A 23,974-nucleotide genomic window follows, 5' to 3' on the forward strand; every position below is an offset into this window, starting at 1 on the left:
GTACGGTCGTCGAGGGGGCCTGCTGGAAGCGGTGTCATGCGACGCGGCGCAGGGCGTCGGCCGGGCGCAGCCGGGAGGCCCGCCAGCCGCCGAAGCCCCCGGCGACGAGGCCGCCCGCCACGGCCAGGCCGACGGCGATCAGGACGGTGCTCAGGGAGACCGGTGCGGTCAGGGCGATGTCGAGGGTCCTGGCCGCGGTCCGGCTGCCGGGGCCGCCGCCCATCCGGCCACCGCCGCCCGGGGAGCCGAGCTGGGCGGTGAGGGTGGGGCTGACGGCGGTCACGGCGTACGCGCCGGCGACGCCGGCGGCGATACCGAGGGCTCCGCCGATGAGGCCGTTGACCAGGGCTTCTCCGATGACCTGGCGGGTGACCCGGCCGCTCTTCCAGCCGAGCGCCTTGAGGGTGCCGAACTCGCGTACGCGGCGGCTGACCGCGGAGGAGGTGAGCAGGCCGGCGACGAGGAACGCGGCGATCAGCACGGCGGCGGAGAGCCACGTGCCGACGCCGGCGGCGAGGTCCGAGGCGGTCGACAGGGAGCCGGAGACCGTGTCGGCGAGGTCGGCGGAGGTGGTGACGGTGGTACCGGGGACGTTCTTCCGGATGGCGGCCTTGACGGCGTCGATCCGCTGCGAGTCGGTGGCCTTCACGTAGACCGTGGTGACCTCGTCCTCGGTGCCGGCGAGGGTCTGCGCCTGCTTCAGCGGTATGTAGACGTCGGCGGCGGCGTCACCGCTGTCGGCCGTGGCGATGCCGACGATCTCGTAGCCGGTGCCGGAGACCGTGACCTTCCCGCCGAGGGCGAGTTCCTTCTCCCCGGCGTAGGCGGAGTCGACGACGGCGACCTTCGCGTCGGTCTCGGTGGCCTCGAAGGTACGGCCGCTCGTGATCCCGGACGAGGTGAGCGGGCCGAGGTCCTGCCGGGTGACGTCGGTGCCGGACACGGTGAAGGAGTCGACGTCGAAGGAGGCGCCGCCCCCCTGGACCTCTCCCTCGGGCCGGCCGGTGCCGCCCCGGCCGCCGGGTCCGCCGTCCTGGCCGGAGCTCTCGTCCTGCGTGAACTCGCCGCGCCGGAACTGGCCGTCGACCTTCATGACGGTCAGGCTGAGGCCGCCGGCGGCGTCGGCGACGCCGTCCTGCCCGCCCACCTCGGTGACGGTGGAGGCGGCGAGGGTCTGGAACCCCTGGACCATGACCCGGTCCGTGCTCTGGGTCTCCTCGTCGTCCTTGGCGTCGAACTCGAACCGGGGCCGCTCGGTACCGCCGGCTCCCGGCGCCGCGGCGGCCTTGGTCACCGTCATGTCGGTGCCGAGGCCGTACAGCGACTGGAGGACCTTGTCCTGGGCCTTGGACATGCCGGAGGAGACCGAACTGACGACGATGACCAGCGCGATGCCGAGGGCGAGCCCCGAGGCGACGACGAGCGCCGCCTTTCTGCGGCGGCGCAGTTCGCGCCGGAGGTAGGTGAAGAACATGGCGCGAAGGTACGGAGCCGGTGTGATGAGGGGTTGAGGGCACGATGAGAGCGGGATGAGAACCCTGACACGCCGAAGGCGGCGGCACCCGGTGGTCCGGGTGCCGCCGCCTTCGGGCGGGGACGGGGGCGGTCAGGGGATCAGACGGCGGAGCCCGCGACCCACTCCGACCAGCTCATGTTCCAGCCGTTGAGGCCGTTGTCCGGGGTGATCGTCCTGTCCGGGGAGTTCTTGACGATGACGACGTCGCCGATCATCGAGTTGTCGTAGAACCAGGCGCCCGGGGTGTTCGGGTCGTCGGCGCCCTGCTTGTCCTCCAGGCCGACGCATCCGTGGCTGGTGTTGGCGGTGCCGAAGATGCCCTTGCCCCAGTAGTTGCCGTGGATGAAGGTGCCCGACGTGGACAGCCGCATGGCGTGCGGGACGTCCTTGATGTCGTACTCGCCCTTGCCGTCGTCGTCGGTGAAGCCGACGGTGGCACCGTCCATGCGGGTCTCCTTGTACTTCTCGGAGATCACCATCTGGCCGTTGTAGGTCGGGTTGTCGGGCGAACCGGCGGAGATCGGGATGGTCTTGATGGTCTTGCCGTCCTGGGTGACGGTCATGGTGTGCGCCTTGGCGTCCACCGTCGAGACCTGGTTGCGGCCGACCTTGAAGGTGACCGTCTTCTGCTGGACGCCCACCACGCCGTCGGCCCCCTCGACGCCGTCCAGCGCCAGCTTGAGGGAGACGGTGGAACCGCCCTGCCAGTAGTCCTCGGGACGCAGGTCGAGCCGCTGGTTGTTGAACCAGTGGCCGACGACCTCCTGGCCGCTGCTCGACGTCACCGTGATGCCGTCCTGGACGGCCTTCTTGTTGGTGATCGGCTTGTTGAAGTTGATCGAGACGGGCATGCCGACGCCGACGGTGGAGCCGTCCTCGGGGGTGAAGTTCCCGATGAAGCTGTTCTCGGGGGAGACCGTGGTGAAGGAGCTGTTGGCGTGTGCCTGACGACCTTCGGAGTCGGCGGCGGTCGCGCTGATCTTGTACGTGGTGGAGCGCTCCAGCTGGCCGTTCGGCTTCCAGCTGGAGCCGTCGGCGGCGAGGGTGCCCTCGACGGCGTCGCCCCCCGACGTGGTCATGGTGACCTCGGTCAGCTTGCCCTTGGTGACACTCACCGCGGCCGCGTTGTTGATGCTGGCGTCGGTCGCGCCGTTCTTCGGCGCGATCGTTATCTGGGCCTCGGACGCGTCCTTGGCCGCGGCCTCGTCCACCTGCGCCTGTGACGTCTTCGAGCTCTCGGCACCCGCGCCCGGGGCCGCTCCGCCGTCGTCGCTGCAGGCGGAAAGCACCAGTACGCCACCGAGCAGTGCGGACGCGGCCGTGAGGGCCCGGCGCCGCTTGCTGTCCGTCATCACACGCTTCTCCATCGTCGCCGTTTTCCCCAAAGATCCCCGGACGGGGGCAGCCGGACGGCTCTCCCCGTCAATGTTCCAAGAACACCCGGAACGGGTCTTCCGTTCCACATCCGCCGAAGATGTGGGGAACACCACTCATCGACGCACCGCCCGCGGCGGCGGTTCCCGGAGCCCGGTGGACGCCCCGCCGGGTACCCCGGCGGCGTCAGCGGTACTCCGCGTCGATGGCTTCCTCGTTGTCCGTCTCATTGTCCTCGATCCCGAAATAGGCATCGTCCTCGTCGTCCCCGACGGTCCAGTCCTCGGCGTCGGGGTCGTAGTCGACGGGCTCGCTGTTCCAGGACGCCTGGGCGAGCTCGACCCCGGGCACCCGGCCGACGAGGTCCAGCGGATCGACGAGCGACGCGAGCGCCTCAGCTGCGTCTTCCCTCACCGCCTCCTCGCCATGCGTGTCCGGCCCGTCGGAATCGGCGGGCCCCCGGCCGGCCTCGGTACGGCCCGCGGCGAGGTTCTCCAGGGCGGCGCCGGTCAGCGCTCCGGCGTCGGTGATCTCCAGCACCAGGTCCACCCGGAGCCGGACGAACGATGTTGTCTGCGAAGTGGTCATGGCCGGAGCGTAAGGGGCGGGGGGTCCGCGCCTCTCCTCCGGCCCACCGCTTCGCCGCCGGCCCCGCCGGCCGCGCCCCTGCGTCCCGGACTCCGCCTCCGCCCCGGTACGGGGAGCCCGGCACCGCTCCCCCTCCCCCTGACAATCGCGGGCGGGGTGGTTAGCATCGGCCCACGGGGTCACGGGGGCCGGGCACCGGGCCCTCCAACTGACGCTTGTCGCAAGGGGATCGATTCTGTGTCCATCGCTCGTCGCACACTGCTGACCGCAACGGCCGCCGGCACACTGCTCTGCGCCCTGTGGTTCGTACCCTCCGCCAACGCTACCGGCGGGAGCACCGCCCCCGCCGGGGCCGCCGCTTCCGCCGGGCAGGACCCGCGGGCGGACGCGGCGGAGGAGTCCGGCACCGGCGAGCGGCTCGCCGACACCGGCACCGGGGTCGACACCACGCCCTATCTGGCCGGCGGCACCCTGTCGCTGTGCCTGGGCGCGGGCTTCGTCGCCTACTCCGTACGCCGCGGCCAGGCCGTGAACCCCGGCGTCTGACCGGACGGGGCCCGAAGCCCCTTCGCTCCGCGCCGGCTTGAGGGGCGGTCCCTCAGGCCAGCGGACCGGTCACCGACTCGGCCGCCGCGACCAGTCCGCCCCCGGCCACGAAGGTCTCGGCGGCGGCCAGGTCGGGGGCGAGGAAACGGTCCGGCCCCGGCCCCTGCACACCTGCCGCGCGCAGGGCGCGGATGACGGCCGACGAGGCGGGCGCCGGGACCGGACCATCGGCGGAACGCAGTTCGACGGCGCGGGTGGCGGCGTACAGCTCCACGGCGACGATCCGCGTCAGCCCGCTGACCGCGGTCCGCAGTTTCCGGGCCGCCGACCAGCCCATCGAGACGTGGTCCTCCTGCATCGCGGACGACGGGATGGAGTCGACGGACGCCGGGACCGCGAGCCGTTTCAACTCGCTGACCAGGGCGGCCTGTGTGTACTGGGCGATCATCAGGCCCGAGTCGAGGCCCGCGTCGTCGGCGAGGAACGGCGGCAGCCCGTGCGAGCGGTTCCTGTCCAGCAGCCGGTCCGTGCGGCGTTCGCAGATCGAGCCGAGGTCGGCGGCGACGATCGCCAGGAAGTCCAGCACATAGGCGACGGGCGCCCCGTGAAAGTTCCCGTTGGACTCCACCCTCCCGTCGGGCAGCACCACCGGGTTGTCGACGGCGGCGGCCAGTTCGCGGTCGGCGACGAGGCACCCGTGTGCGAGCGTGTCCCGCCCCGCCCCGTTGACCTGGGGGGCGCAGCGTACCGAGTAGGCGTCCTGGACGCGGGGCGCGTCGCCGGTGAGGTCGGCGTGCCGCCCGGTGAGCCCCGAACCCGCCAGCACCCGCAGCATGTTGGCGGCGGAGACGCCCTGGCCGGGGTGCGGCCGGATGGCGTGCAGCTCCGGGGCGAGGACCTTCTCCGTACCGAGGAGCGCCTCCAGGCAGAGGGCGGCGGTGATGTCGGCGGCGGTGTAGAGGTTCTTCAGGTCGGCGAGGGCCATCACCAGCATGCCGAGCATGCCGTCGGTGCCGTTGAGCAGCGCGAGTCCCTCCTTCTCGCGCAGCTCGACGGGGGTGATCCCGTGTGCGGCGAGCAGCTCGCCGGCAGGCCGTACGACGCCGTCCGGGCCCTCCGCGTCCCCCTCGCCCATCAGCGCCAGGGCGCAGTGCGAGAGAGGGGCTAGGTCCCCGGAGCAGCCCAGCGAGCCGTACTCGTGGACGACGGGGGTGATGCCCGCGTTGAGCACGTCGGCCATGGTCTGCGCGACCTCGGGCCGTACGCCGGTACGACCGGAGGCGACGGTCTTCAGCCGGAGGAACATCAGGGCCCGCACCACCTCGCGTTCGACGCGGGGGCCCATGCCCGCGGCGTGCGAGCGGACGATGTTGCGCTGGAGGCGTGCGCGCAGCCCGGGGCTGATGTGCCGGGTGGCCAGGGCGCCGAAGCCGGTGGAGACGCCGTAGACCGGTTCGGGCTTCGCGGCCAGTGCGTCGACGACCTCGCGGGCGGCGGCGAGGGCTTCCACGGCGGCGGCGGAGAGCTCGACCCGGGCGCCCTCGCGGGCCACGGCGACGACGTCCTCGGCGGTGGTACCGGACGTCCCCACCACGACAGTGTGCATATCCATATTCAGAAGCGTACGGATTGAAAGCCGCCATGTCACCAGTGGTCGGCCCGCCGGCCCCTTACCTCCGTACCTCCGTGACCGCGCCCGCCCGCCCCGGTCCCTGCCCCCGTCCCGGTCCCGGTCCCTGTTCCCGTCCCGGCCCCGGGCCTGTCCCGGCCTCAGGCACCTGCCGCCCGGCCGGTCACCGCTCCGGGGACGGCAGGTTGCCGCGGAGTCTGCGCCGGTCGTGGGGCGCCTCGGGTGGGGAGTCGGCCAGCCGGAGCACCTCCCCGTCCCGCCCGGCCACCACCGGGTGGCGGGAGCGGGCCGCCTTGGCCTGGTACTGCGCCGCGTCCGCGAGGCGGAACAGCCTGCGGGCCGAACGCACCGGCCCGATGTCGTCGCCGGTCGAGGCGACCCCGCAGGCGACCCCGTCGCCGAGCTCCAGCCCGGCGGCGCGCGCGCACAGCTCCCCGGCCACCGCGATCACCTCGTCCGCCGCGGGGCCGACGGCCAGCAGGCAGAACTCGTCGCCGCCCAGCCGGGCCGCCAGGGTGTCCGGGAGCATCGCCCCACAGAAGGACAGCACCGAGCCGAATCGTTCCAGCAGGCGGTCGCCGACCGCGTGGCCATGGGTGTCGTTGACCGCCTTCAGCCCGTTGAGGTCACAGACGACGAGACTGACCACGGCCTCCTCGGTACGGTGCCGCTCCAGCGCCTCGTCGAGCCGGATGTCCACGGCGCGGCGGTTGGCGACGCCGGTCAGCGGGTCGGTGAACGCCAGCTTGCGGACCTCCTCCAGCCGCTCGGTCTGGACGATCCCGGCGGCGACGACCGCGGCCAGCACGGTCGCGAAGTCGGCGTCGTCCCGGTCGAAGACCGGCACCCCGGCCGGCCGGGCGACGTACAGCTCGCCCCAGGCCCGGCCGTGCAGCACGATCGGCGCCACCACACAGCAGCCGCGCCCGCGCCGGCGCAGCGCGGCGACCCGCTGGTGGCAGTACGGACGGGCCCCGCGGGCCGGGGCCCCCGGCGAGCCGGCGCCGTCGGCGGTCTCCACCCAGGCGTCCGGCTCACCGCCGCCGGCCCACCGCTCGTGGAGGAACTCGGTGATCTCCGGGAAGTGGTGCACGGGGTACGTCTCCTCGTCGGGGAACTCCTCCTCCCCCTCGGCCCGCTGCCCGGCGTTCACCAGGACCCGGAGCCTGCCCCGGTCCCGCTCCCACACGGAGAGGGCGGCGAAACCGCCGCCCAGTGCCTCGCACGCCCCGAGGGCGGCCGCCCGCCACGACTCCTGCGGCGTATAGGCCGCCGCCATGGCCTGTGCCAGCGAAACCACGGCCCGCAGCCGTCTGTCGTCACCGCCCATCACCCCAGCGTAAGGGCTGTCCGGTGATCCCTCGCGGGACAGGGCAGGACGGCGGACGCGACGCGCGGCAGGGCGAAGGGGCAGGACGACGGACGCCACGTGCTGCGGGACGAAGGGGCAGGACGGCGGGCGTGACGCGCTACGGAACGAAGGGGCGCTCACTCACCGGGCCAGTCGGGCGTCCGCTTCTCGTTGAAGGCGGCGACACCCTCGGCACGGTCCCCGGAGAAGGCCACCGACCGCCAGGCCGCGTCCTCCACCTCCAGGCCGGCCCGCAGGTCCAGCCCCTGCCCCAGCCGCAGCGCCCGCTTCGCGGCCCGCAGGCCGACCGGCGAGTTCGCCGCGATACGGGCACCGAGCGCCAGCGCCGCCTCCCGGTCGCGGCCCGCCTCGACCAGTTCGTCGACCAGCCCCAGCTCCCGGGCCTCGGCGGCCTCGACCCGCCGGGCGGTGAAGACCAGCTCGGCGGCGCGCGCGGCACCCACCCGGCGGGGCAGCAACTGGGTGCCTCCGCCGCCCGGGATGACCCCGACGGACACCTCGGGCAGCCCGACGACGGCCGTACGGTCGGCCACGATCACGTCGCAGGCGAGCGCCAGCTCGAAACCGCCGCCGAGGGCGAAGCCGTGCACCGCGGCGACGACCGGCACGGGCAGCTCCAGCACCCCGGTGTAGGCGGCCCGCGCGACGGGACGCTGGCGCACCAGGTCGGCGTCGCTGAAGGAGTTGCGCTCCTTGAGGTCCGCACCCACGCAGAAGGCCCGCTCATGGCTGGAGGTGAGCACGACGGCCCGTACGCCCGGATCCGCGCCGAGCGACTCGCAGGCGGCGGCGATCGAACGGGCCATCTCCGTGGACACGGCGTTCATCGCCTTCGGCCGGTCCAGGACCAGCTCCGCGACGTGTTCTTGGCCCTCGTGCCGCCGTACGGCGACGAACTCCCCGAACCGCTGCTCCGTGACGACGGTCATGGCTGCTCCCCTCCGGCCGACGGCCGCCCGGCCGGCGACCACCCGGTTAACGATCGTTACCGGGATCCTACAAGGGCCTCCCGGCGCCCCTGGGGGAAACGGCGCACGGCCCCGGGCGCGGGGAGGCGCCCGGCGGAGGGGCCCTTCGGGCACGGCGGCGTACGCGGACGGGCCGCCCGGGGCGGGAGCCCTCGGGCCGGCCGGGGCGGAGGCCGGCCGGAAGGCAGCCGCCGGGGCGGGGGCCGGCCGGGGCGGGAGTGGCCGGGACAGGAGCCGGCCGGGACGGGAGCCGGCCGAAAGGGAACGAACGGGCCGAGCCGGTGCGGCCCACCCGGAAGGGAGCGGCCCACCCGGAAGAGTGCGGCCCGCCCGGAAGGGAGCGGGCAGGCCGGTCAGGAGGCCGGGGTGCCCCGGCGGGCCAGCAGCCACGGCTCCACGACGCCGAGCCCGCGCACCGGCCGCTGCCACATCGGCTGGAGCCCGAAGCGGTACGCCGGCGGGGCGGGCTCGTCCGGCGGCGGCAGGCCCTCCTTCTCGGCCACCCGGGCGCGCTCGGCCGCCGCGGCGGCCTGCTCCGCCGCCTGGGCCTCCGACTCCGGCGCGTCCCCGGTGCGCTTCAGCTCCTGGGCGAACGCGCCGTCGACCAGCACCGCGTCCTTCGGCGCTATCGAGGTGAGCCGTGAGGCCAGGTTGACCGTCGTCCCGAAGACATCACCCATGCGGGTGGTGACCGTGCCGAAGGCGATGCCGACCCGCAGCGCGGGCATCGTGGTGTCCTGGGCCATCACCTCGACCAGCCGGAGCGCGATCTCACCGGCCGTACCGGCGTCGTCCGCGGCGAAGAGGACCTCGTCCCCGAGCGTCTTGATGAGCCGCCCGCCGTGGGCGGCGACCAGGTCGGCCGCGGTCGTCTCGAAGGCCTCGACGAGCTCACCGAGCTCCTCCTCCTCCAGCCGACGGGTCAGCCGGGTGAAGCCCACCAGGTCGGCGAAGCCCACCGCGAGCCGCCGGTCGACCATCTCCTCGTCGTCCGCGGCCTGCACGACCCGGCCGGTCGCCGCGGCGAGCTGCCGCCGCCACACGTACACCAGGAACTCCTGGAGCTCGGGCAGCAGCAGCTCGATCAGCGGATAGGTGACCTCGGTGCGGGTCATACCCGGCTCGGGGGGCTCGGTCAGCCCCTCCAGGAAGGAGTCGATCTGCCATTCCGCGAGCCTGGCCGTGGTCTGCCCGGTCGAACGGGCCACCTGGATCGCCATCGGCTCGCTGAGCAGCCCGGCCTCCACCAGACCGGCCAGCCGGCGCAGTGCCAGCACGTCGGCCTCGGTGAGCGCCTTGGCCTGGCCGATGTCGGCGAACCCCATGGCGCGCCAGAAGCGGGACGCCAGGTCCATGGAGACCCCGGCGGCCCGGGCGGACTGGAAGGGGGTGTAGCGGCGCTCCGCGCCCAGGATCAGGGATTCCAGCCGGATCGCGAGGGGGTCGTCGGTCGGCTCGGCCGTATGGTCGACCTCGTGGTGCGGGGTGGGGTGGACCGAGGGATCCGGCCCGGGGTCACCGCCCTCGCCGGAACTCGTGTCGTCGACGGTCACCGGCCGCCTCCTGCCCGTTCCCTGGCCACTGCCCTGCCGATCTGTCGCTGGATCGCCTCAACGATACGGCAGGTGTGCCCTGGCTCACGTCCCCGGTCGCCCGGTTCGGGTGTGCTTCCTGGTGTCATCGCGGGTGGGCGGGGCCGCCGCGCGCGCGGGGCGTGCGCCCCCGGGCCGGTTCTTCCCCCGCCCGCCCCCGGCCGTCCGCGACGGCCCGCGCCGGGCCCGCCCGCCCGCCGGGGCCCTCCGGCCGCCCCGGCCGCCCCGCCCGGTCAGGCCGCCCCGTCCGGTCAGGCCGGTCAGGTGAGTCCGCCCGCCGCGCCCCGCAGATGGACGATGTCCCCGGCCGAGACGGGCTCCCGCAGGCCGTCGGCGGTGGCCAGGACCAGCCTGCCGTCGCCGTCGATCGCGACGGCCTCGCCGAGCACGGCGCGCCCGCCCGGCAGCTCGGCCCGCACGGGTCGGTCCAGGGTGGCGCAGCCCGCCGCGTACGCGGCCTGGAGCCCCGAGGCCGCCGCGTCGCCGCCCGCCTCGCGCCAGCGGCCGTACCACTGCTCCAGCGAGCGCAGGACGGCTCGCAGCAGCGTCTCGCGGTCCGTGGAGACCGCTTTGGCCAGGGCCAGCGACCCGGCGTGCGGGGCGGGCAGCTCCCCGGCGCGCAGGGTGACGTTGAGGCCGATCCCGACGACGACCCCGTCGCCGGCGCGCTCGGCGAGGATGCCGCCCGCCTTGCGTTCCTCCCCGCCGACCGTGACCAGCAGGTCGTTGGGCCACTTCAGCGCCATGTCGACGCCCGCGGCCCGGGCGAGGCCGGTCGCGGTGGCCACCCCGGCCAGCAGCGGCAGCCACCCCCACCGCTCGGCGGGTACGCCGGCGGGGATGAGGTGGACCGAGAAGAAGAGGCCCGAGCGGGGCGGGGCGGTCCAGTTCCGGTCCAGCCGCCCGCGGCCCGCCGTCTGCTCCTCGGCGACCAGGACCGCGCCCTCGGCGAGGCCGGCGGCGGCCCGCGCCGCGAGGTCGGAGTTGGTGGAGCCGGTGGACCGGACGACGTCGAGCGAGCTCCACAGGCTGCCGGGCCTCAGCAGCCCGCGCCGCAGCGCGGGGGTGTTCAGGGGCGGCCGTTCGAGGTCGGACCAGCGGTTGTTCGGAGCGTCCGGAGGTGTCATGAAACCCAGGTTAGGTGTGGCCAACGACGCACTGCCGAACCGTATCGGCGCCGATACGCTACGGATCAGTAGCCGACCGCCGACGAGCCGTGCGCCGTCGAGCACCTTCCGTCCGGCGTCCCCACCGGACGTAACCGGACGTACCAGCCGTCCCCGTGACCAGGCAGGGAGCCGCCACCCGATGTCCGAGCCGCAGAGCGACATCCACACGACCGCGGGAAAGATCGCGGACCTGCAGCGCCGTATTGACGAGGCGACACACGCAGGTTCCGCCCGTGCCGTCGAAAAGCAGCACGCGAAGGGCAAGTTGACCGCCCGCGAGCGCATCGATCTCCTGCTCGACGAGGGCTCCTTCGTGGAGCTCGACGAGTTCGCGCGCCATCGCTCGACCAATTTCGGCATCGAGAAGAACCGCCCGTACGGGGACGGTGTCGTCACCGGTTACGGCACGGTCGACGGCCGCCCGGTCTGCGTGTACTCCCAGGACTTCACGATCTTCGGCGGGTCCCTCGGCGAGGTCTACGGCGAGAAGATCGTGAAGGTCATGGACTTCGCGATGAAGACCGGCTGCCCGGTCATCGGGATCAACGACGGCGGCGGCGCCCGGATCCAGGAGGGGGTGGCCGCGCTCGGCCTGTTCGCCGAGATCTTCCGGCGCAACGTGCACGCCTCGGGTGTGATCCCGCAGATCTCGCTGATCGTGGGCCCGTGCGCGGGCGGCGCGGTCTACTCCCCCGCCATCACCGACTTCACGGTGATGGTCGACCAGACCTCGCACATGTTCATCACCGGGCCCGACGTCATCAAGACCGTCACCGGTGAGGACGTCGGCTTCGAGCAGCTGGGCGGCGCCCGCACGCACAACACCACCTCGGGCGTGGCGCACCACATGGCGGGCGACGAGAAGGACGCCATCGAGTACGTCAAGTCCCTGCTGTCCTACCTCCCGTCGAACAACCTCTCCGAGGCCCCGGCCTTCCCGGAGGAGGCCGATCCGGCCGTCACCGACGAGGACCGCGAGCTCGACACCCTCATCCCGGACTCGGCGAACCAGCCGTACGACATGCACACCGCCATCGAGCGCGTGCTGGACGACGGGGAGTTCCTGGAGACGCAGGCCCTGTTCGCCCCGAACATGATCACCGGTTTCGGCCGGATCGAGGGGTACCCGGTCGGTGTCGTCGCCAACCAGCCGATGCAGTTCGCGGGCTGTCTGGACATCGACGCCAGCGAGAAGGCCGCCCGTTTCGTGCGGACCTGCGACGCGTTCAACGTGCCGGTGCTGACCTTCGTGGACGTCCCGGGCTTCCTGCCGGGCGTGGACCAGGAGTACGGCGGCATCATCCGCCGCGGCGCCAAGCTGATCTACGCCTACGCCGAGGCGACCGTCCCGCTGATCACGGTGATCACCCGCAAGGCCTTCGGCGGGGCGTACGACGTGATGGGCTCCAAGCACCTGGGCGCGGACCTGAACCTGGCCTGGCCGACCGCGCAGATCGCGGTCATGGGCGCGCAGGGGGCGGTCAACATCCTGCACCGCCGCACCATCGCCGCCGCCGAGGACCCCGAGGCCACCCGTGCCGCGCTGATGGCCGACTACGAGGACGCCCTCCTCAACCCGTACGTCGCCGCCGAGCGCGGTTACGTCGACGCGGTGATCATGCCGTCCGAGACCCGGGCCCACCTCGTGAAGGGGCTGCGCCAGCTGCGTACCAAGCGCGAGCAGCTGCCGCCGAAGAAGCACGGCAACATCCCCCTCTGAACCCGCACCGCCGAAGCCTCCACCACCGGGAGCCACCATGATCAAGGTCGTACGGGGCAATCCCACCCCGGAAGAACTGGCCGCCGCGCTCGCCGTGGTCAGGGCCCGGGCGGCCGCTGCCGCCGCCGTGCCCGCGGGGCCGCCGCTGCCGCCCGAGCAGTGGTCGGACCCGGGCCGTATCGCCCGCCAGGGGGTGCGCCGTCCGGGCCCGCGGTCCTGGGCGCGGACGTACTGGCCGGCCTGAGCTCCAGCCCGCCCGAGCAGGGCGGACAGGCCCGCGGGCGGTGCTTGAGTACGCGTACTCAGGCGCCGCCCGCGCCTTCGGAGGACCATCGGACCCATGCTGTGGTCCGACCCCGAGAACAAGCCGCCCAAGGAACTGCGCGACGCCCAGGAGATGATGCGCCGCGCGGGACTGCTGCTGGCGCTGGCCATGGTCGTCGCCATGTTCGTCCTGGGGACCCGCTGAGTCCTGTGAGGGGCCCGGCGAGTCCTGTGAGGGGCCCGGCCCCGCCCCCGCGGGCCGTCCGGGCCGGTTCCGGGGCCCGCCGGGGCGCCTACGATGGCCGGCATGACCGATCAGCGCCGCCGCCTCGTCCTCGCCTCCGCCTCCCCCGCCCGCCTCGGCCTGCTGCGGCAGGCGGGCTTCGCCCCGGACGTCGTCGTCAGCGGCGTGGACGAGGACGCCCTCTCCGCCCCGACGCCGGGTGAGCTGGCGCTGGTCCTGGCCCGGGCCAAGGCCGCCGCGGTGGCGGGCAGGCCGGAGGCCGCCGGGGCGCTGGTCATCGGCTGCGACTCGGTGCTCGAACTCGACGGCGAGGCGCTCGGCAAGCCGGCCGGCGCCGAGGAGGCCACCGCCCGCTGGAAGTCCATGCGCGGCAGGGCCGGTGTGCTGCGGACCGGGCACAGCGTGATCGACACCGCGACCGGCCGGTCGGCCTCGGCGACCGCGTCCACCACCGTCCGTTTCGGTGAGCCGACCGACGCGGAGGTCGCCGCCTACGTCGCCACCGGCGAACCGCTCCACGTGGCGGGGGCGTTCACCCTGGACGGCCGCTCGGCACCGTTCGTCGACTCGATCGAGGGCGACCACGGCAACGTCATCGGCCTCTCGCTGCCCCTGCTGCGCACCCTGCTCGGCGAACTGGGCATCTCCGTGACGGAGTTGTGGGCCTGAGACTTTGCGGTCCGGCGCCGGGCGGACCCGGCGTCAGACGGCCGCCGGCGCCCCGGCCCCGTCGCCCCGCGCTCCCCGGGCCCCGCCGCCCGGGCCCGCGGAGCCGTACAGCACCAGGGTCAGGACGAGCAGCCCGAGCACGGCCATCAGGACCGCGAACGCGGCCCAGCCGGCCAGGCCCACCGCCAGCGCGCCCAGCACCCCGTGCACCACGGCGCACGCGATGAGCCCGGCCCTGGCGAACCGGCCGGGCGCCCGGTCGCGCACCGCGGCCACCAGCGGCACCAGACCGCACAGCACCAGCAGCGCGCCGGACGTCCAGCCCAGGGCCCAGGTCCCGTCGGACAGGGCGCCGGGGTCCGTCCCGGCCAGGGACATCCGCTGGTTGTCGACCACCGTCGCGAGCACGGCGTTGACGAGCACGACGCCCACCGCCTCCCCGAACAGCACGAGCGCCGTCACCACGGCCACGGTCCTGCGCACCACGGCGCCTCCCCTGTTACCTCCGGTACGTGCGGTACAGCGCGGACCTTACCCGGGAGTACCCCCCGCCCGGGAAGGGGCCGCACGGCGGACGTCCGGTCCGGCGCCCTCCCCGTCCTTCGGTACGCGCCGCGCACCCGGCCACGCGGGTGACCGGCGGCGATGACGGGCCGGAGGGCAAAGTTTCATTAGCCCGTTCGTAGGGAGTCAACAAAGAATGGTTGCGCGGGGCTGACCGTACGAACAGAGACTTGGACCACACCTCGTGGCTACTGTGCGGTTATAGAACCCGGCGTACCGTGGTGCGACAAGGGATTTCGCGACTCGAGCAAGCCTCGAATCACACTCCGTGTGGGCAAGTTCACCATTGGGGACGGGTCGTAGGGCCGTGTCGGTAGTCCCTAAACTCAGCTTGTTCTCAAGGAGGGAGTCATCGTGCGCAAGGTGCTCATCGCCAACCGTGGCGAAATCGCTGTCCGCGTCGCTCGGGCTTGCCGGGATGCCGGAATCGCCAGCGTAGCCGTCTACGCCGATCCGGACCGGGACGCTCTGCACGTCCGTGCGGCCGACGAGGCGTTCGCTCTGGGCGGTGACACCCCGGCCGCCAGTTATCTGGACATGGCCAAGGTGCTCCAGGCCGCGAAGGACTCCGGCGCCGACGCGATCCACCCGGGGTACGGATTCCTGTCGGAGAACGCCGAGTTCGCGCAGGCGGTCCTGGACGCGGGGCTGACCTGGATCGGTCCGCCGCCGCACGCCATCCGCGACCTGGGTGACAAGGTCGCCGCCCGGCACATCGCACAGCGTGCCGGCGCCCCGCTGGTCGCCGGTACGCCGGACCCGGTGTCGGGCGCGGACGAGGTCGTGGCGTTCGCCGAGGAGCACGGCCTGCCAATCGCGATCAAGGCCGCCTTCGGTGGTGGCGGGCGCGGTCTGAAGGTGGCCCGGACGCTTCAGGAGATCCCTGAGCTGTACGACTCGGCGGTCCGTGAGGCGGTGGCGGCCTTCGGCCGCGGCGAGTGCTTCGTGGAGCGTTACCTGGACAAGCCGCGGCACGTGGAGACCCAGTGCCTGGCCGACACCCACGGCAACGTGGTCGTCGTCTCCACCCGTGACTGCTCGCTCCAGCGCCGCCACCAGAAGCTGGTCGAGGAGGCCCCGGCCCCCTTCCTGTCCGAGGCCCAGAACGCCGAGCTGTACGCGGCGTCGAAGGCGATCCTGAAGGAGGCCGGCTACGTCGGCGCCGGCACGGTCGAGTTCCTCGTCGGGCTGGACGGCACGATCTCCTTCCTGGAGGTCAACACCCGGCTCCAGGTGGAGCACCCGGTCACCGAGGAGGTCACCGGCCTCGACCTCGTGCGCGAGATGTTCCGCATCGCCGACGGCGAGGAACTGGGATACGGCGACCCCGCGGTGCGCGGTCACTCCTTCGAGTTCCGCATCAACGGTGAGGACCCGGGCCGGAACTTCCTGCCCGCCCCGGGCACCGTCACCACCTTCGCCCCGCCGGCCGGCCCCGGGGTCCGCCTGGACGCGGGTGTCGAGTCGGGCAGCGTGATCGGCCCGGCGTGGGACTCGCTGCTGGCCAAGCTGATCGTGACCGGTGCCACGCGTGAGCAGGCCCTCCAGCGGGCGGCGCGCGCACTGGCCGAGTTCACCGTCGAGGGCATGGCGACCGCGATCCCCTTCCACCGGGCGGTCGTCGTCGATCCGGCGTTCACCTCGGACCCGTTCCGGATCCACACCCGGTGGATCGAGACGGAGTTCGTCAACGAGATCAAGCCGTTCACCGTCCCCGCCGAGGCGGAGGCGGACGAGGAGTCGGGCCGCGAGACGGTCGTCGTCGAGGTCGGCGGCAAGCGCCTGGAGGTCTCCCTGCCCTCGTCGCTGGGCATGAGCCTGGCGCGTACGGGCCTGGCGGCCGGTGCGAAGCCCAAGCGCCGCGCGGCGAAGAAGTCCGCCTCCGCCGCCTCGGGCGACACCCTCGCCTCCCCGATGCAGGGCACCATCGTCAAGATCGCCGTCGCCGAGGGCCAGGAGGTCAAGGAGGGCGACCTGGTCGTCGTCCTGGAGGCCATGAAGATGGAGCAGCCCCTGAACGCCCACCGCTCGGGCACCGTCAAGGGACTGTCCGCCGAGGTCGGCTCCTCGGTCTCCTCCGGCGCCGTCATCTGCGAGATCAAGGACTGACCCGCCCCCGCGGACCGTCCGCCGGCCGCCCGTCCACCGCCTCGTACGCCTTCGCGTGCGGGACGGAGGGCGGGCGGTCGGTGGCATCCTGGACCCGGGAGCGCGAAGACCTGGAGGGCGGCGCCATGACGACGATCAGCACGGCGGGTACGTCCGCGGCGGACACGGACGCGCCGGGCGCGTGCGGCCCGGAGCGGCCCATGCGGGCCGATGCGCGGCGCAACCACGACCGGCTGCTGACCGAGGCCCGCGCGTCGTTCGCCGAACACGGCACGGACGCCTCGCTGGAGGACATCGCCCGGCGGGCGGGGGTGGGCATCGGCACGCTCTACCGGCACTTCCCCAACCGCCACGCCCTGATGAACGCGGTCTTCCAGGAGGCCCTCACCGCTCTCCTGGACCGTTCCGGGGAGCTGGCCGACGCGGAACAGCCGTGTGCGGCGCTGGTGGAGTGGCTGGGGGCGATCGTCACCCACGCGGGTGAATACCGTGGTCTCGCACAGGCCCTCATGTCGGCTTCGGCGGACCGGACTTCGGCGTTGACCCAGTGCCATGTGCCCTTGCGTCAGGCGGGCGCCCGGCTGCTGGAGCGGGCCCAGGCGAGCGGTTCGGTGCGGACGGAGGTCTCCATCGACGATCTGCTCCAGCTGACGAACGCCATCGCGCTGGCGGCCGAACAGACCCCGGCCGAACCCGCGTTGGCCGACCGTCTGCTGCGTCTGACCCTCCAGGGTCTGCGCGCCGTCACGGCGCCGCCCCGCGTCTGAGGAAGCGGGGAGCCCGGTCCCTGGCGCGTCCGGGGCCCGGAAGGGCGGGCCCCCGGGAGGGGCGGGGCGTCCGAGGTCCTGAAGAACCGGGCAGGCGTAAAGGGCCGGGCGTCCGGGGAAGAACCGGACGGCTGCGGAAGAACCGGGCAGCCGCAGAAGGACCGAACGGCCGCGGGAGGACCGGGCGGCCGTGCAAGGACCGGGCCTCCGGCGGGTGCCTACCGCCGCCGCATGTCCGCCACCCGCGCCGCCGTCCCCTCGGCCAGCGACGCCGCGCTCCGCAGCTGCGGGCCGAGCGGCGTCGGCCCGCCGTGCCCGCCCGGCTGGGTGCGCCGCTGGCCCGGCAGCGGCATGTCACGGCGGGGCCGGCGCCCCTGGGCGGCCAGTTGTTCGTCGGAGCACTCCGACTCGGGCCCGGCCACCGTGATCTCGACGCCCTGGTCCGCCAGCGCCTGCAACTCGGTGGCGGCCCGCTCGTCATGGGCCGGCGGCTCGTCCGTGACCAGCCGGGTGATCAGCTCCGTGGGCACCGTCTGGAACATGGTGTCCGAGCCCAGCTTGGTGTGGTCGGCCAGGACCACCACCTCGGCCGCCGCCTGCACCAGCGCCCGGTCCACACTCGCGGAGAGCATGTTGGACGTGGAGAGGCCGCGTTCGGCGGTCAGGCCGGTCCCGGAGAGGAACGCCCGGGACACCCGCAGCCCCTGGAGGGACTGCTCGGCCCCGCTGCCGACCAGCGCGTAGTTGCTGCCGCGCAGGGTGCCCCCGGTCATCACGACCTCGACCCGGTTGGCATGGGCCAGGGCCTGGGCGACCAGCAGCGAGTTGGTCACCACGGTCAGCCCGGGGACACGCGCGAGCCGGCGGGCCAGCTCCTGCGTGGTCGTACCCGCACCGACGACGACGGCCTCGCCCTCACCGACCAGCCCCGCGGCGAGGTCGGCGATGGCGGTCTTCTCCGCGGTCGCGAGATGGGATTTCTGCGGGAAGCCGGACTCCCGCGTGAAACCGCCCGGCAGTACCGCACCGCCGTGCCGGCGGTCGAGGAGCCCTTCTGCCTCCAGCGCCCGCACGTCCCGCCGTACGGTCACTTCGGAGGTCTGGACGACGCGGGCGAGCTCACGGAGGGACACCGCTCCGTTGGCGCGCACCATTTCGAGGATCAACTGACGACGTTCTGCAGCGAACACGGAACTGACAGTAACCTGGTCATGGGTTGCTTTTCAGCAGTTTGCACCGAATAACAGAAGTTGTACGCAGAAGGGGCCTCCCAGTGGTATAGGAGGCCCCGTTGTCGTTCACGGTCCGTCGACGGCCGCCCGGACGCGGCCCGGAGCCGCCCGCGCGGGCGGCTCCGCCGGGGGTCACCCCTCGCCCGCGCCCTTGCGGGTGTGCAGCTGCCGGGCCACCTCCGCGATCGACCCGGACAGGGACGGGTACACGGTGAAGGCGTTCGCGATCTGCTCCACCGTCAGGTTGTTGTCGACCGCGATCGAGATGGGGTGGATCAGCTCGCTGGCGCGCGGGGCGACGACGCAGCCGCCGACCACGATCTCGGTGCCCGGACGGCAGAAGATCTTGACGAAGCCGTCGCGGATGCCCTGCATCTTGGCGCGCGGGTTGCGCAGCAGCGGCAGCTTCACGACGCGGGCGTCGATCTTCCCGGAGTCGACGTCGGCCTGGCTGTAGCCGACGGTGGCGATCTCGGGGTCGGTGAAGACGTTCGCGGAGACGGTCTTGAGGTCCAGCGGGGTCACCGCGTCGCCCAGGAAGTGGTACATGGCGATCCGGCCCTGCATCGCGGCGACCGAGGCCAGGGCGAAGACCCCGGTGACGTCACCGGCGGCGTACACGCCGGGGGCGCTGGTGCGGGAGACCCGGTCGGTGCGGATGTGCCCGGAGTCCTTGAGCTGGACCCCGGCCTCCTCCAGGCCCATGCCGGCCGTGTTCGGGATCGCGCCGACGGCCATCAGGCAGTGGGTGCCGGATATGACCCGGCCGTCGGCCAGCGTGACCTCCACACGGTCGCCGACCCGCTTGGCGGCCTGGGCGCGGGAGCGGGCCATGACGTTCATGCCGCGGCGGCGGAAGACGTCCTCCAGGACCGCGGCCGCGTCCGGGTCCTCGCCGGGGAGCACCCGGTCGCGGGAGGAGACGAGCGTGACGCGGGAGCCGAGCGCCTGGTAGGCGCCGGCGAACTCGGCGCCGGTGACGCCCGAGCCGACCACGATGAGCTCCTCGGGGAGTTCGTCGAGGTCGTAGACCTGGGTCCAGTTCAGGATGCGCTCGCCGTCGGGCTGGGCGTCCGGGATCTCCCGGGGGTGCCCGCCGGTGGCGATCAGCACGGCGTCGGCGGTGAGGCGCTCCTCGGTGCCGTCGGCGGCGGTCACCACGACCTGCCGGGAGCCGTCGGCGGCCTGGAGGCCCTCCAGGCGCCCGCGTCCGCGCAGCACCCGGGCACCGGCGCGGGTGACGGAGGCGGTGATGTCGTGGGACTGGGCGAGCGCCAGCCGCTTGACCCTGCGGTTGACCTTGCCGAGGTCGACGCCGACCACGCGGGCGGCCTGCTCGACGTGCGGGGTGCCGTCGGCGACGATGATGCCGAGTTCCTCGTACGAGGAGTCGAAGGTGGTCATCACCTCGGCCGTCGCGATCAGGGTCTTCGAGGGCACGCAGTCGGTGAGTACCGAAGCCCCGCCGAGGCCGTCGCAGTCGACGACGGTCACCTCCGCACCGAGCTGGGCACCCACCAGGGCCGCCTCGTATCCGCCGGGGCCGCCGCCGATGATCACGATCCGGGTCACGAAAAGTCCGCCTCGCGTAGTGTCCTCCCGCGGCCGTCCGCCGCCCCGGCCGGGGGTCCGGGGGATCGCCCCGGCTGAATGCAGTACGTGGTTCATTGTCCCGCACCCGCCACATCGCTTCTCCCCCGGGCCCACCATCCGGGCACACGCCCGGCGCGGCCCGCGCTCCGCCGCGGCCTTCGGCGGGGCACGGCCGGGTGTTCCGGACGGCGGAACCCGGCGCGTTCCCCGCCGCCTCCCGTACTCTCGACCCCATGTCGCTCTACGCCGCGTACGCCGGCAACCTCGACGCGCGGCTGATGACGCGCCGCGCCCCGCACTCACCGCTGCGCGGCACCGGCTGGCTCAACGGCTGGCGGCTGACGTTCGGCGGGGAGCAGATGGGCTGGGAGGGCGCCCTGGCCACGGTGGTGGAGGCGCCGCGCTCGCAGGTCTTCGTCGCGCTCTACGACCTGGCGCCGATGGACGAGGACTCCATGGACCGCTGGGAGGGCGTCGGTCTCGACATCTACCGGCGGATGCGGGTGCGGGTGCACACCCTGGACGGTGAGGAACCGGCCTGGATGTACGTGCTCAACGGCTACGAGGGCGGTCTGCCCTCCGCCCGCTACCTCGGCGAGGTGGCCGACGCCGCCGAGTCCGCGGGCGCCCCGCACGACTACGTGATGGCCCTGCGCAAGCGCCCCTGCTGACCCGGCGGCGAAGGCCCGGCGCGGTGCGGCCCGTCCGTGCCGCGCACCGGCTTTCGTAGGAAACTCCGAATACCTCCGGCCAGACTCTGCGCCGCCGCATCTACGCGCGTAGGGAATCACCGGTTACCCTCGTCCGCGTGAACGCATCTGTTATTCCGGACCACATCCAGGGCGACCCGTACGCCGCCGCCACCGGGGCCGCCGCCCGCCTGCGCGAGCTGACCGGCGCCGAGACCCATGACGTCGCCGTCGTGATGGGCTCCGGCTGGGCGCCCGCCGGCGATGCGCTCGGCGTCGCGGAGGCGGAGTTCCCGGTGACCGAGCTGCCCGGCTTCCCGGCCCCGGCGGTCGAGGGGCACGGCGGCACGGTCCGTTCGTACCGGGTCGGCGAGAAGCGCGTCCTGGTCTACTTCGGACGTACGCACCACTACGAGGGCCGGGGCGTCGCCGCCGTGGCGCACGGGGTCCGCACGGCAGTCGCCGCGGGCTGCCGGACCGTGGTCCTGACCAACGGATGCGGTGGTCTGCGCGAGGGCATGCGCCCGGGGCAGCCGGTGCTGATCAGCGACCACATCAACCTGACGGCGGCGTCCCCGATCGTCGGCGCCAACTTCGTCGACCTGACCGACCTGTACTCACCGCGGCTGCGCGCCCTGTGCCGGGAGATCGACCCGACGCTCGAAGAGGGCGTCTACGTGCAGTTCCCCGGCCCGCACTACGAGACCCCGGCCGAGATCGGCATGGTCCGGGTGATGGGCGGCGACCTGGTCGGCATGTCCACGGTCCTGGAGGCCATCGCCGCCCGTGAGGCGGGGGCGGAGGTGCTGGGGATCTCCCTGGTCACCAACCTCGCGGCCGGGCTGAGCGGGGAACCCCTCAACCACGAGGAGGTCCTGCGGGCCGGCCGGGAGTCCGCGGCCCGGATGGGGGCGCTGCTCGCCCGCGTCCTGGAACGGATCTGAGACCCCCTTCCCCGTACCCGCACCCCCGAGAGGCGGCCCTTCCGTGCAGCAGGACATCGTCGACCGCGCCAGGACCTGGCTGGCCGAGGACCCGGACCCCGACACCCGTGAGGAACTCGCGGCCCTCCTCGACGCGGGGGACGCGGACGCCCTCGCGGAGCGTTTCTCCGGGACGCTCCAGTTCGGCACCGCGGGGCTGCGCGGGGAGCTCGGCGCCGGTCCGACGCGGATGAACCGCGCGGTCGTCATCCGTGCCGCGGCGGGCCTCGCCGCGTATCTGACGGCGCGCGGACAGGGCGGCGGCCTGGTGGTCATCGGGTACGACGCCCGCCACAAGTCGGCCGACTTCGCCCGGGACACCGCCGCCGTGATGACGGGCGCCGGGCTGCGCGCCGCCGTGCTCCCACGCCCGCTGCCCACCCCGGTCCTGGCCTACGCCGTACGGCACCTGGGGGCCGTCGCGGGGGTGGAGGTCACCGCCAGCCACAACCCGCCCCGGGACAACGGCTACAAGGTCTACCTCGGCGACGGTTCGCAGATCGTGCCGCCCGCCGACGCGGAGATCGCCGCCGCGATCGCCGCGGTGGGCCCGCTCCCCGGGGTGCCGCGGCCAAAGGCCGGCTGGGAGATCCTCGGCGAGGAGGTCCTGGCCGCCTATCTGGAGCGTACGGACGCCGTCCTCCTCCCCGGCTCCCCGCGCACCGCGCGCACCGTGTACACCGCGATGCACGGGGTCGGCACGTCCGTGCTCACGGCGGCCTTCGCGCGGGCCGGTTTCCCCGAGCCGGTGCTGGTGGCCGAACAGGCGGAGCCGGACCCGGATTTCCCGACGGTGGCCTTCCCGAACCCGGAGGAGCCGGGCGCCATGGACCTGGCGTTCGCGACGGCCCGGCGGGCGCGGCCGGACCTGGTGATCGCCAACGACCCGGACGCGGACCGCTGCGCGGTCGCCGTGCCGGACGCCTCGGCGGACGGCGGCTGGCGGATGCTGCGCGGCGACGAGGTCGGCGCGCTGCTCGCCGCGCACCTGGTGCGGCGCGGCGTCACCGGTGTCCTCGCCGAGTCGATCGTCTCCTCGTCCCTGCTCGGCCGGATCGCCCGCACGGCGGGCCTGGGGTACGAGGAGACCCTGACGGGCTTCAAGTGGATCGCCCGGGTGGACGGCCTGCGGTACGGCTACGAGGAGGCGCTGGGCTACTGCGTCGACCCGGAGGGGGTCCGCGACAAGGACGGCGTCACGGCGGCCCTGCTCGTCGCCGAGCTGGCCTCCGTCCTCAAGGAGGAGGGGCGCACGCTGCTGGACCTGCTGGACGATCTGGCCCTGGAACACGGTCTGCACGCCACGGACCAGCTCTCGGTGCGGGTCGAGGACCTGTCGGTCATCGCGGACGCCATGCGCCGGCTGCGGGAGAACCCCCCGGCCGTGCTGGCCGGCCTGCCCGTCACCTCGGCCGAGGACCTGGCGCGGGGCGCCGGCCGGCTGCCTCCCACCGACGGTCTGCGCTACCTGCTGGACGGCGCCCGGGTGATCGTCCGGCCGAGCGGTACCGAGCCGAAGCTGAAGTGCTACCTGGAGGTGGTGGTCCCGGTCGCCGGCAGGGACGGGCTGCTGGCCGCCGGGGAGCGGGCGGCGGAACTGCTGGCCGCCCTCAAGCGGGACCTGGCAAAAGCGGCCGGGATCTGAACCGCGCCGCCCGTGTCCGGGGCCGCTCCCGGTCACGGGCGGCGCCGGACGGCGGCTCAGCCGACGGCCAGCAGCACCGCGAGCAGGAGCACGCCCACCACCACGGGGGCGATCACCTCGTAGGCCCAGCGCACGGACGCCGTCGTGGCGCCCCGCTCCGCCGCCTCCCGTCCCTCCGTCCGCTCCGACAGCTCGCGCAGCTCGGCCACCGCACGGTCGGCGACGGCCGCGCGCGCCCCGGTGTCGCGTACGTCGGCGTGGACCGAGGTCCGGCCGAACGGGTCGTCCTGGGAGGCCCGTCCGGCCTGCCGGGCGGCCTTCTTGCGCTCGCGCAGCGAGACGGGGACCGCCCACAGCTGGTACTTCGCGCCTTCCCGGGTGAACACCTCGCTGGAGTACGTGGCGCGGATGTCCGCCACGTCCGTCCAGGGCAGCTCGATCGTCCGGAAGGGGTTGCGGATCCGCAGGCGCTCCTCGTTCGCGTACACCGCGGGCCGCAGGGTGAAGGCGGCGACCAGCGGGATCAGGGCCAGCAGGGCGGCCAGCGCGACCCAGGGCGTCCAGCCCTCGCCGCGGAACACCGCGTCACCGCCGATCAGGCAGATCAGCGCGAGAAGCAGTGCGCCGCTGACCAGGCCCGCGCCCGACCGGTACGTCCGGTCGGCATAGGGGGGCTCGGCGGGGGGCGTGGGGCTCGTCATGCCTCGATTCTGCCTGACGGCCCGCCCGGAGGGCCGGAC

Annotated in this window: 22 protein-coding genes; 10 read left to right on the forward strand and 12 right to left on the reverse strand. The window is 73.6% G+C overall.

The genetic code is table 11. The features are described 5' to 3' along the window. Positions 1-34: 34 nt before the first annotated feature. The 3 genes from CP967_RS12090 to CP967_RS12100 all read right to left on the reverse strand — a co-directional run bounded on the left by CP967_RS12090 (position 35) and on the right by CP967_RS12100 (position 3,478). Positions 35-1,474, reverse strand: a complete 1,440-nt coding sequence (locus tag CP967_RS12090) for an ABC transporter permease (protein WP_150487995.1) — start codon at positions 1,472-1,474, stop codon at positions 35-37. Between the two features lie 140 nt (positions 1,475-1,614). After that, positions 1,615-2,883 carry a L,D-transpeptidase gene (locus CP967_RS12095; protein ID WP_150487996.1) on the reverse strand — a complete coding sequence of 423 codons (1,269 nt, stop codon included), beginning with the start codon at positions 2,881-2,883 and terminating at the stop codon, positions 1,615-1,617. A 193-nt stretch (positions 2,884-3,076) separates the two neighbouring features. Then, positions 3,077-3,478 (reverse strand): hypothetical protein, encoded by a 402-nt coding sequence (locus CP967_RS12100; protein WP_150487997.1) that lies wholly within the window; start codon positions 3,476-3,478, stop codon positions 3,077-3,079. Positions 3,479-3,715: 237 nt separating this feature from the next. On the opposite strand from CP967_RS12100, the gene CP967_RS12105 reads away from it, so the two are divergent. Next, the gene (locus tag CP967_RS12105; protein WP_150487998.1) at positions 3,716-4,024 is read left to right on the forward strand and encodes a hypothetical protein; all 309 of its coding nucleotides are present in this window, start codon (positions 3,716-3,718) and stop codon (positions 4,022-4,024) included. Between the two features lie 52 nt (positions 4,025-4,076). Here CP967_RS12105 and hutH read toward each other — a convergent pair whose 3' ends face one another. The 5 genes from hutH to CP967_RS12130 form a co-directional block, all read right to left on the reverse strand. Beyond that, positions 4,077-5,636, reverse strand: a complete 1,560-nt coding sequence (gene hutH / locus CP967_RS12110; protein WP_150487999.1) for a histidine ammonia-lyase — start codon at positions 5,634-5,636, stop codon at positions 4,077-4,079. Positions 5,637-5,817: 181 nt separating this feature from the next. After that, on the reverse strand, positions 5,818-6,984 hold the full coding sequence (locus tag CP967_RS12115) for a GGDEF domain-containing protein (RefSeq protein WP_150488000.1): 1,167 nt from the start codon (positions 6,982-6,984) through the stop codon (positions 5,818-5,820). Between the two features lie 158 nt (positions 6,985-7,142). Continuing rightward, positions 7,143-7,955 carry an enoyl-CoA hydratase/isomerase family protein gene (locus CP967_RS12120; protein WP_150488001.1) on the reverse strand — a complete coding sequence of 271 codons (813 nt, stop codon included), beginning with the start codon at positions 7,953-7,955 and terminating at the stop codon, positions 7,143-7,145. A 392-nt stretch (positions 7,956-8,347) separates the two neighbouring features. Next, positions 8,348-9,547 carry an adenylate/guanylate cyclase domain-containing protein gene (locus CP967_RS12125; RefSeq protein WP_150488002.1) on the reverse strand — a complete coding sequence of 400 codons (1,200 nt, stop codon included), beginning with the start codon at positions 9,545-9,547 and terminating at the stop codon, positions 8,348-8,350. Between the two features lie 299 nt (positions 9,548-9,846). Beyond that, complete coding sequence (locus tag CP967_RS12130; protein ID WP_150488003.1) at positions 9,847-10,713, reverse strand: biotin--[acetyl-CoA-carboxylase] ligase; 867 nt, start codon at positions 10,711-10,713, stop codon at positions 9,847-9,849. A 181-nt stretch (positions 10,714-10,894) separates the two neighbouring features. Here CP967_RS12130 and CP967_RS12135 point away from each other — a divergent pair, with 181 nt between their 5' ends. From CP967_RS12135 to CP967_RS12145, 4 genes are all read left to right on the forward strand, one after another. Then, entirely contained in the window at positions 10,895-12,475 is a 1,581-nt protein-coding gene (locus CP967_RS12135; RefSeq protein ID WP_150488004.1) for an acyl-CoA carboxylase subunit beta, read from the forward strand. A gap of 37 nt (positions 12,476-12,512) precedes the next feature. Further along, positions 12,513-12,719 (forward strand): acyl-CoA carboxylase epsilon subunit, encoded by a 207-nt coding sequence (locus CP967_RS12140; protein ID WP_150488005.1) that lies wholly within the window; start codon positions 12,513-12,515, stop codon positions 12,717-12,719. Positions 12,720-12,815: 96 nt separating this feature from the next. Further along, complete coding sequence (gene mmpB / locus CP967_RS35100; protein WP_267882482.1) at positions 12,816-12,944, forward strand: morphogenic membrane protein MmpB; 129 nt, start codon at positions 12,816-12,818, stop codon at positions 12,942-12,944. Positions 12,945-13,037: 93 nt separating this feature from the next. Then, complete coding sequence (locus CP967_RS12145; RefSeq protein WP_150488006.1) at positions 13,038-13,652, forward strand: Maf family protein; 615 nt, start codon at positions 13,038-13,040, stop codon at positions 13,650-13,652. 33 nt (positions 13,653-13,685) lie between these two features. Here CP967_RS12145 and CP967_RS12150 read toward each other — a convergent pair whose 3' ends face one another. Beyond that, on the reverse strand, positions 13,686-14,138 hold the full coding sequence (locus CP967_RS12150) for a hypothetical protein (protein ID WP_190174956.1): 453 nt from the start codon (positions 14,136-14,138) through the stop codon (positions 13,686-13,688). A gap of 432 nt (positions 14,139-14,570) precedes the next feature. Here CP967_RS12150 and CP967_RS12155 point away from each other — a divergent pair, with 432 nt between their 5' ends. After that, positions 14,571-16,325 carry an acetyl/propionyl/methylcrotonyl-CoA carboxylase subunit alpha gene (locus tag CP967_RS12155; RefSeq protein ID WP_150488007.1) on the forward strand — a complete coding sequence of 585 codons (1,755 nt, stop codon included), beginning with the start codon at positions 14,571-14,573 and terminating at the stop codon, positions 16,323-16,325. Positions 16,326-16,525: 200 nt separating this feature from the next. Then, positions 16,526-17,092, forward strand: a complete 567-nt coding sequence (locus CP967_RS12160) for a TetR/AcrR family transcriptional regulator (protein WP_229888211.1) — start codon at positions 16,526-16,528, stop codon at positions 17,090-17,092. 218 nt (positions 17,093-17,310) lie between these two features. Here CP967_RS12160 and CP967_RS12165 read toward each other — a convergent pair whose 3' ends face one another. Both CP967_RS12165 and CP967_RS12170 read right to left on the reverse strand, forming a co-directional pair. Then, the gene (locus tag CP967_RS12165) at positions 17,311-18,282 is read right to left on the reverse strand and encodes a DeoR/GlpR family DNA-binding transcription regulator (protein ID WP_150488008.1); all 972 of its coding nucleotides are present in this window, start codon (positions 18,280-18,282) and stop codon (positions 17,311-17,313) included. A gap of 174 nt (positions 18,283-18,456) precedes the next feature. Continuing rightward, on the reverse strand, positions 18,457-19,896 hold the full coding sequence (locus CP967_RS12170) for an NAD(P)H-quinone dehydrogenase (RefSeq protein WP_150488009.1): 1,440 nt from the start codon (positions 19,894-19,896) through the stop codon (positions 18,457-18,459). Between the two features lie 254 nt (positions 19,897-20,150). Between CP967_RS12170 and CP967_RS12175 the strand changes: the two genes are divergently transcribed. The 3 genes from CP967_RS12175 to CP967_RS12185 all read left to right on the forward strand — a co-directional run bounded on the left by CP967_RS12175 (position 20,151) and on the right by CP967_RS12185 (position 23,234). After that, positions 20,151-20,588 carry a gamma-glutamylcyclotransferase family protein gene (locus CP967_RS12175; protein WP_150488010.1) on the forward strand — a complete coding sequence of 146 codons (438 nt, stop codon included), beginning with the start codon at positions 20,151-20,153 and terminating at the stop codon, positions 20,586-20,588. A gap of 137 nt (positions 20,589-20,725) precedes the next feature. Next, positions 20,726-21,550 carry a purine-nucleoside phosphorylase gene (locus tag CP967_RS12180; RefSeq protein WP_150488011.1) on the forward strand — a complete coding sequence of 275 codons (825 nt, stop codon included), beginning with the start codon at positions 20,726-20,728 and terminating at the stop codon, positions 21,548-21,550. Between the two features lie 43 nt (positions 21,551-21,593). After that, entirely contained in the window at positions 21,594-23,234 is a 1,641-nt protein-coding gene (locus tag CP967_RS12185; protein WP_150488012.1) for a phospho-sugar mutase, read from the forward strand. 56 nt (positions 23,235-23,290) lie between these two features. On the opposite strand, the gene CP967_RS12190 is transcribed toward CP967_RS12185, so the two are convergent. Beyond that, positions 23,291-23,935, reverse strand: a complete 645-nt coding sequence (locus CP967_RS12190) for a PH domain-containing protein (protein ID WP_150488013.1) — start codon at positions 23,933-23,935, stop codon at positions 23,291-23,293. Between the last annotated feature and the right edge of the window lie 39 nt (positions 23,936-23,974).

Source organism: Streptomyces nitrosporeus, assembly GCF_008704555.1.
GTDB lineage: Bacteria > Actinomycetota > Actinomycetes > Streptomycetales > Streptomycetaceae > Streptomyces > Streptomyces nitrosporeus.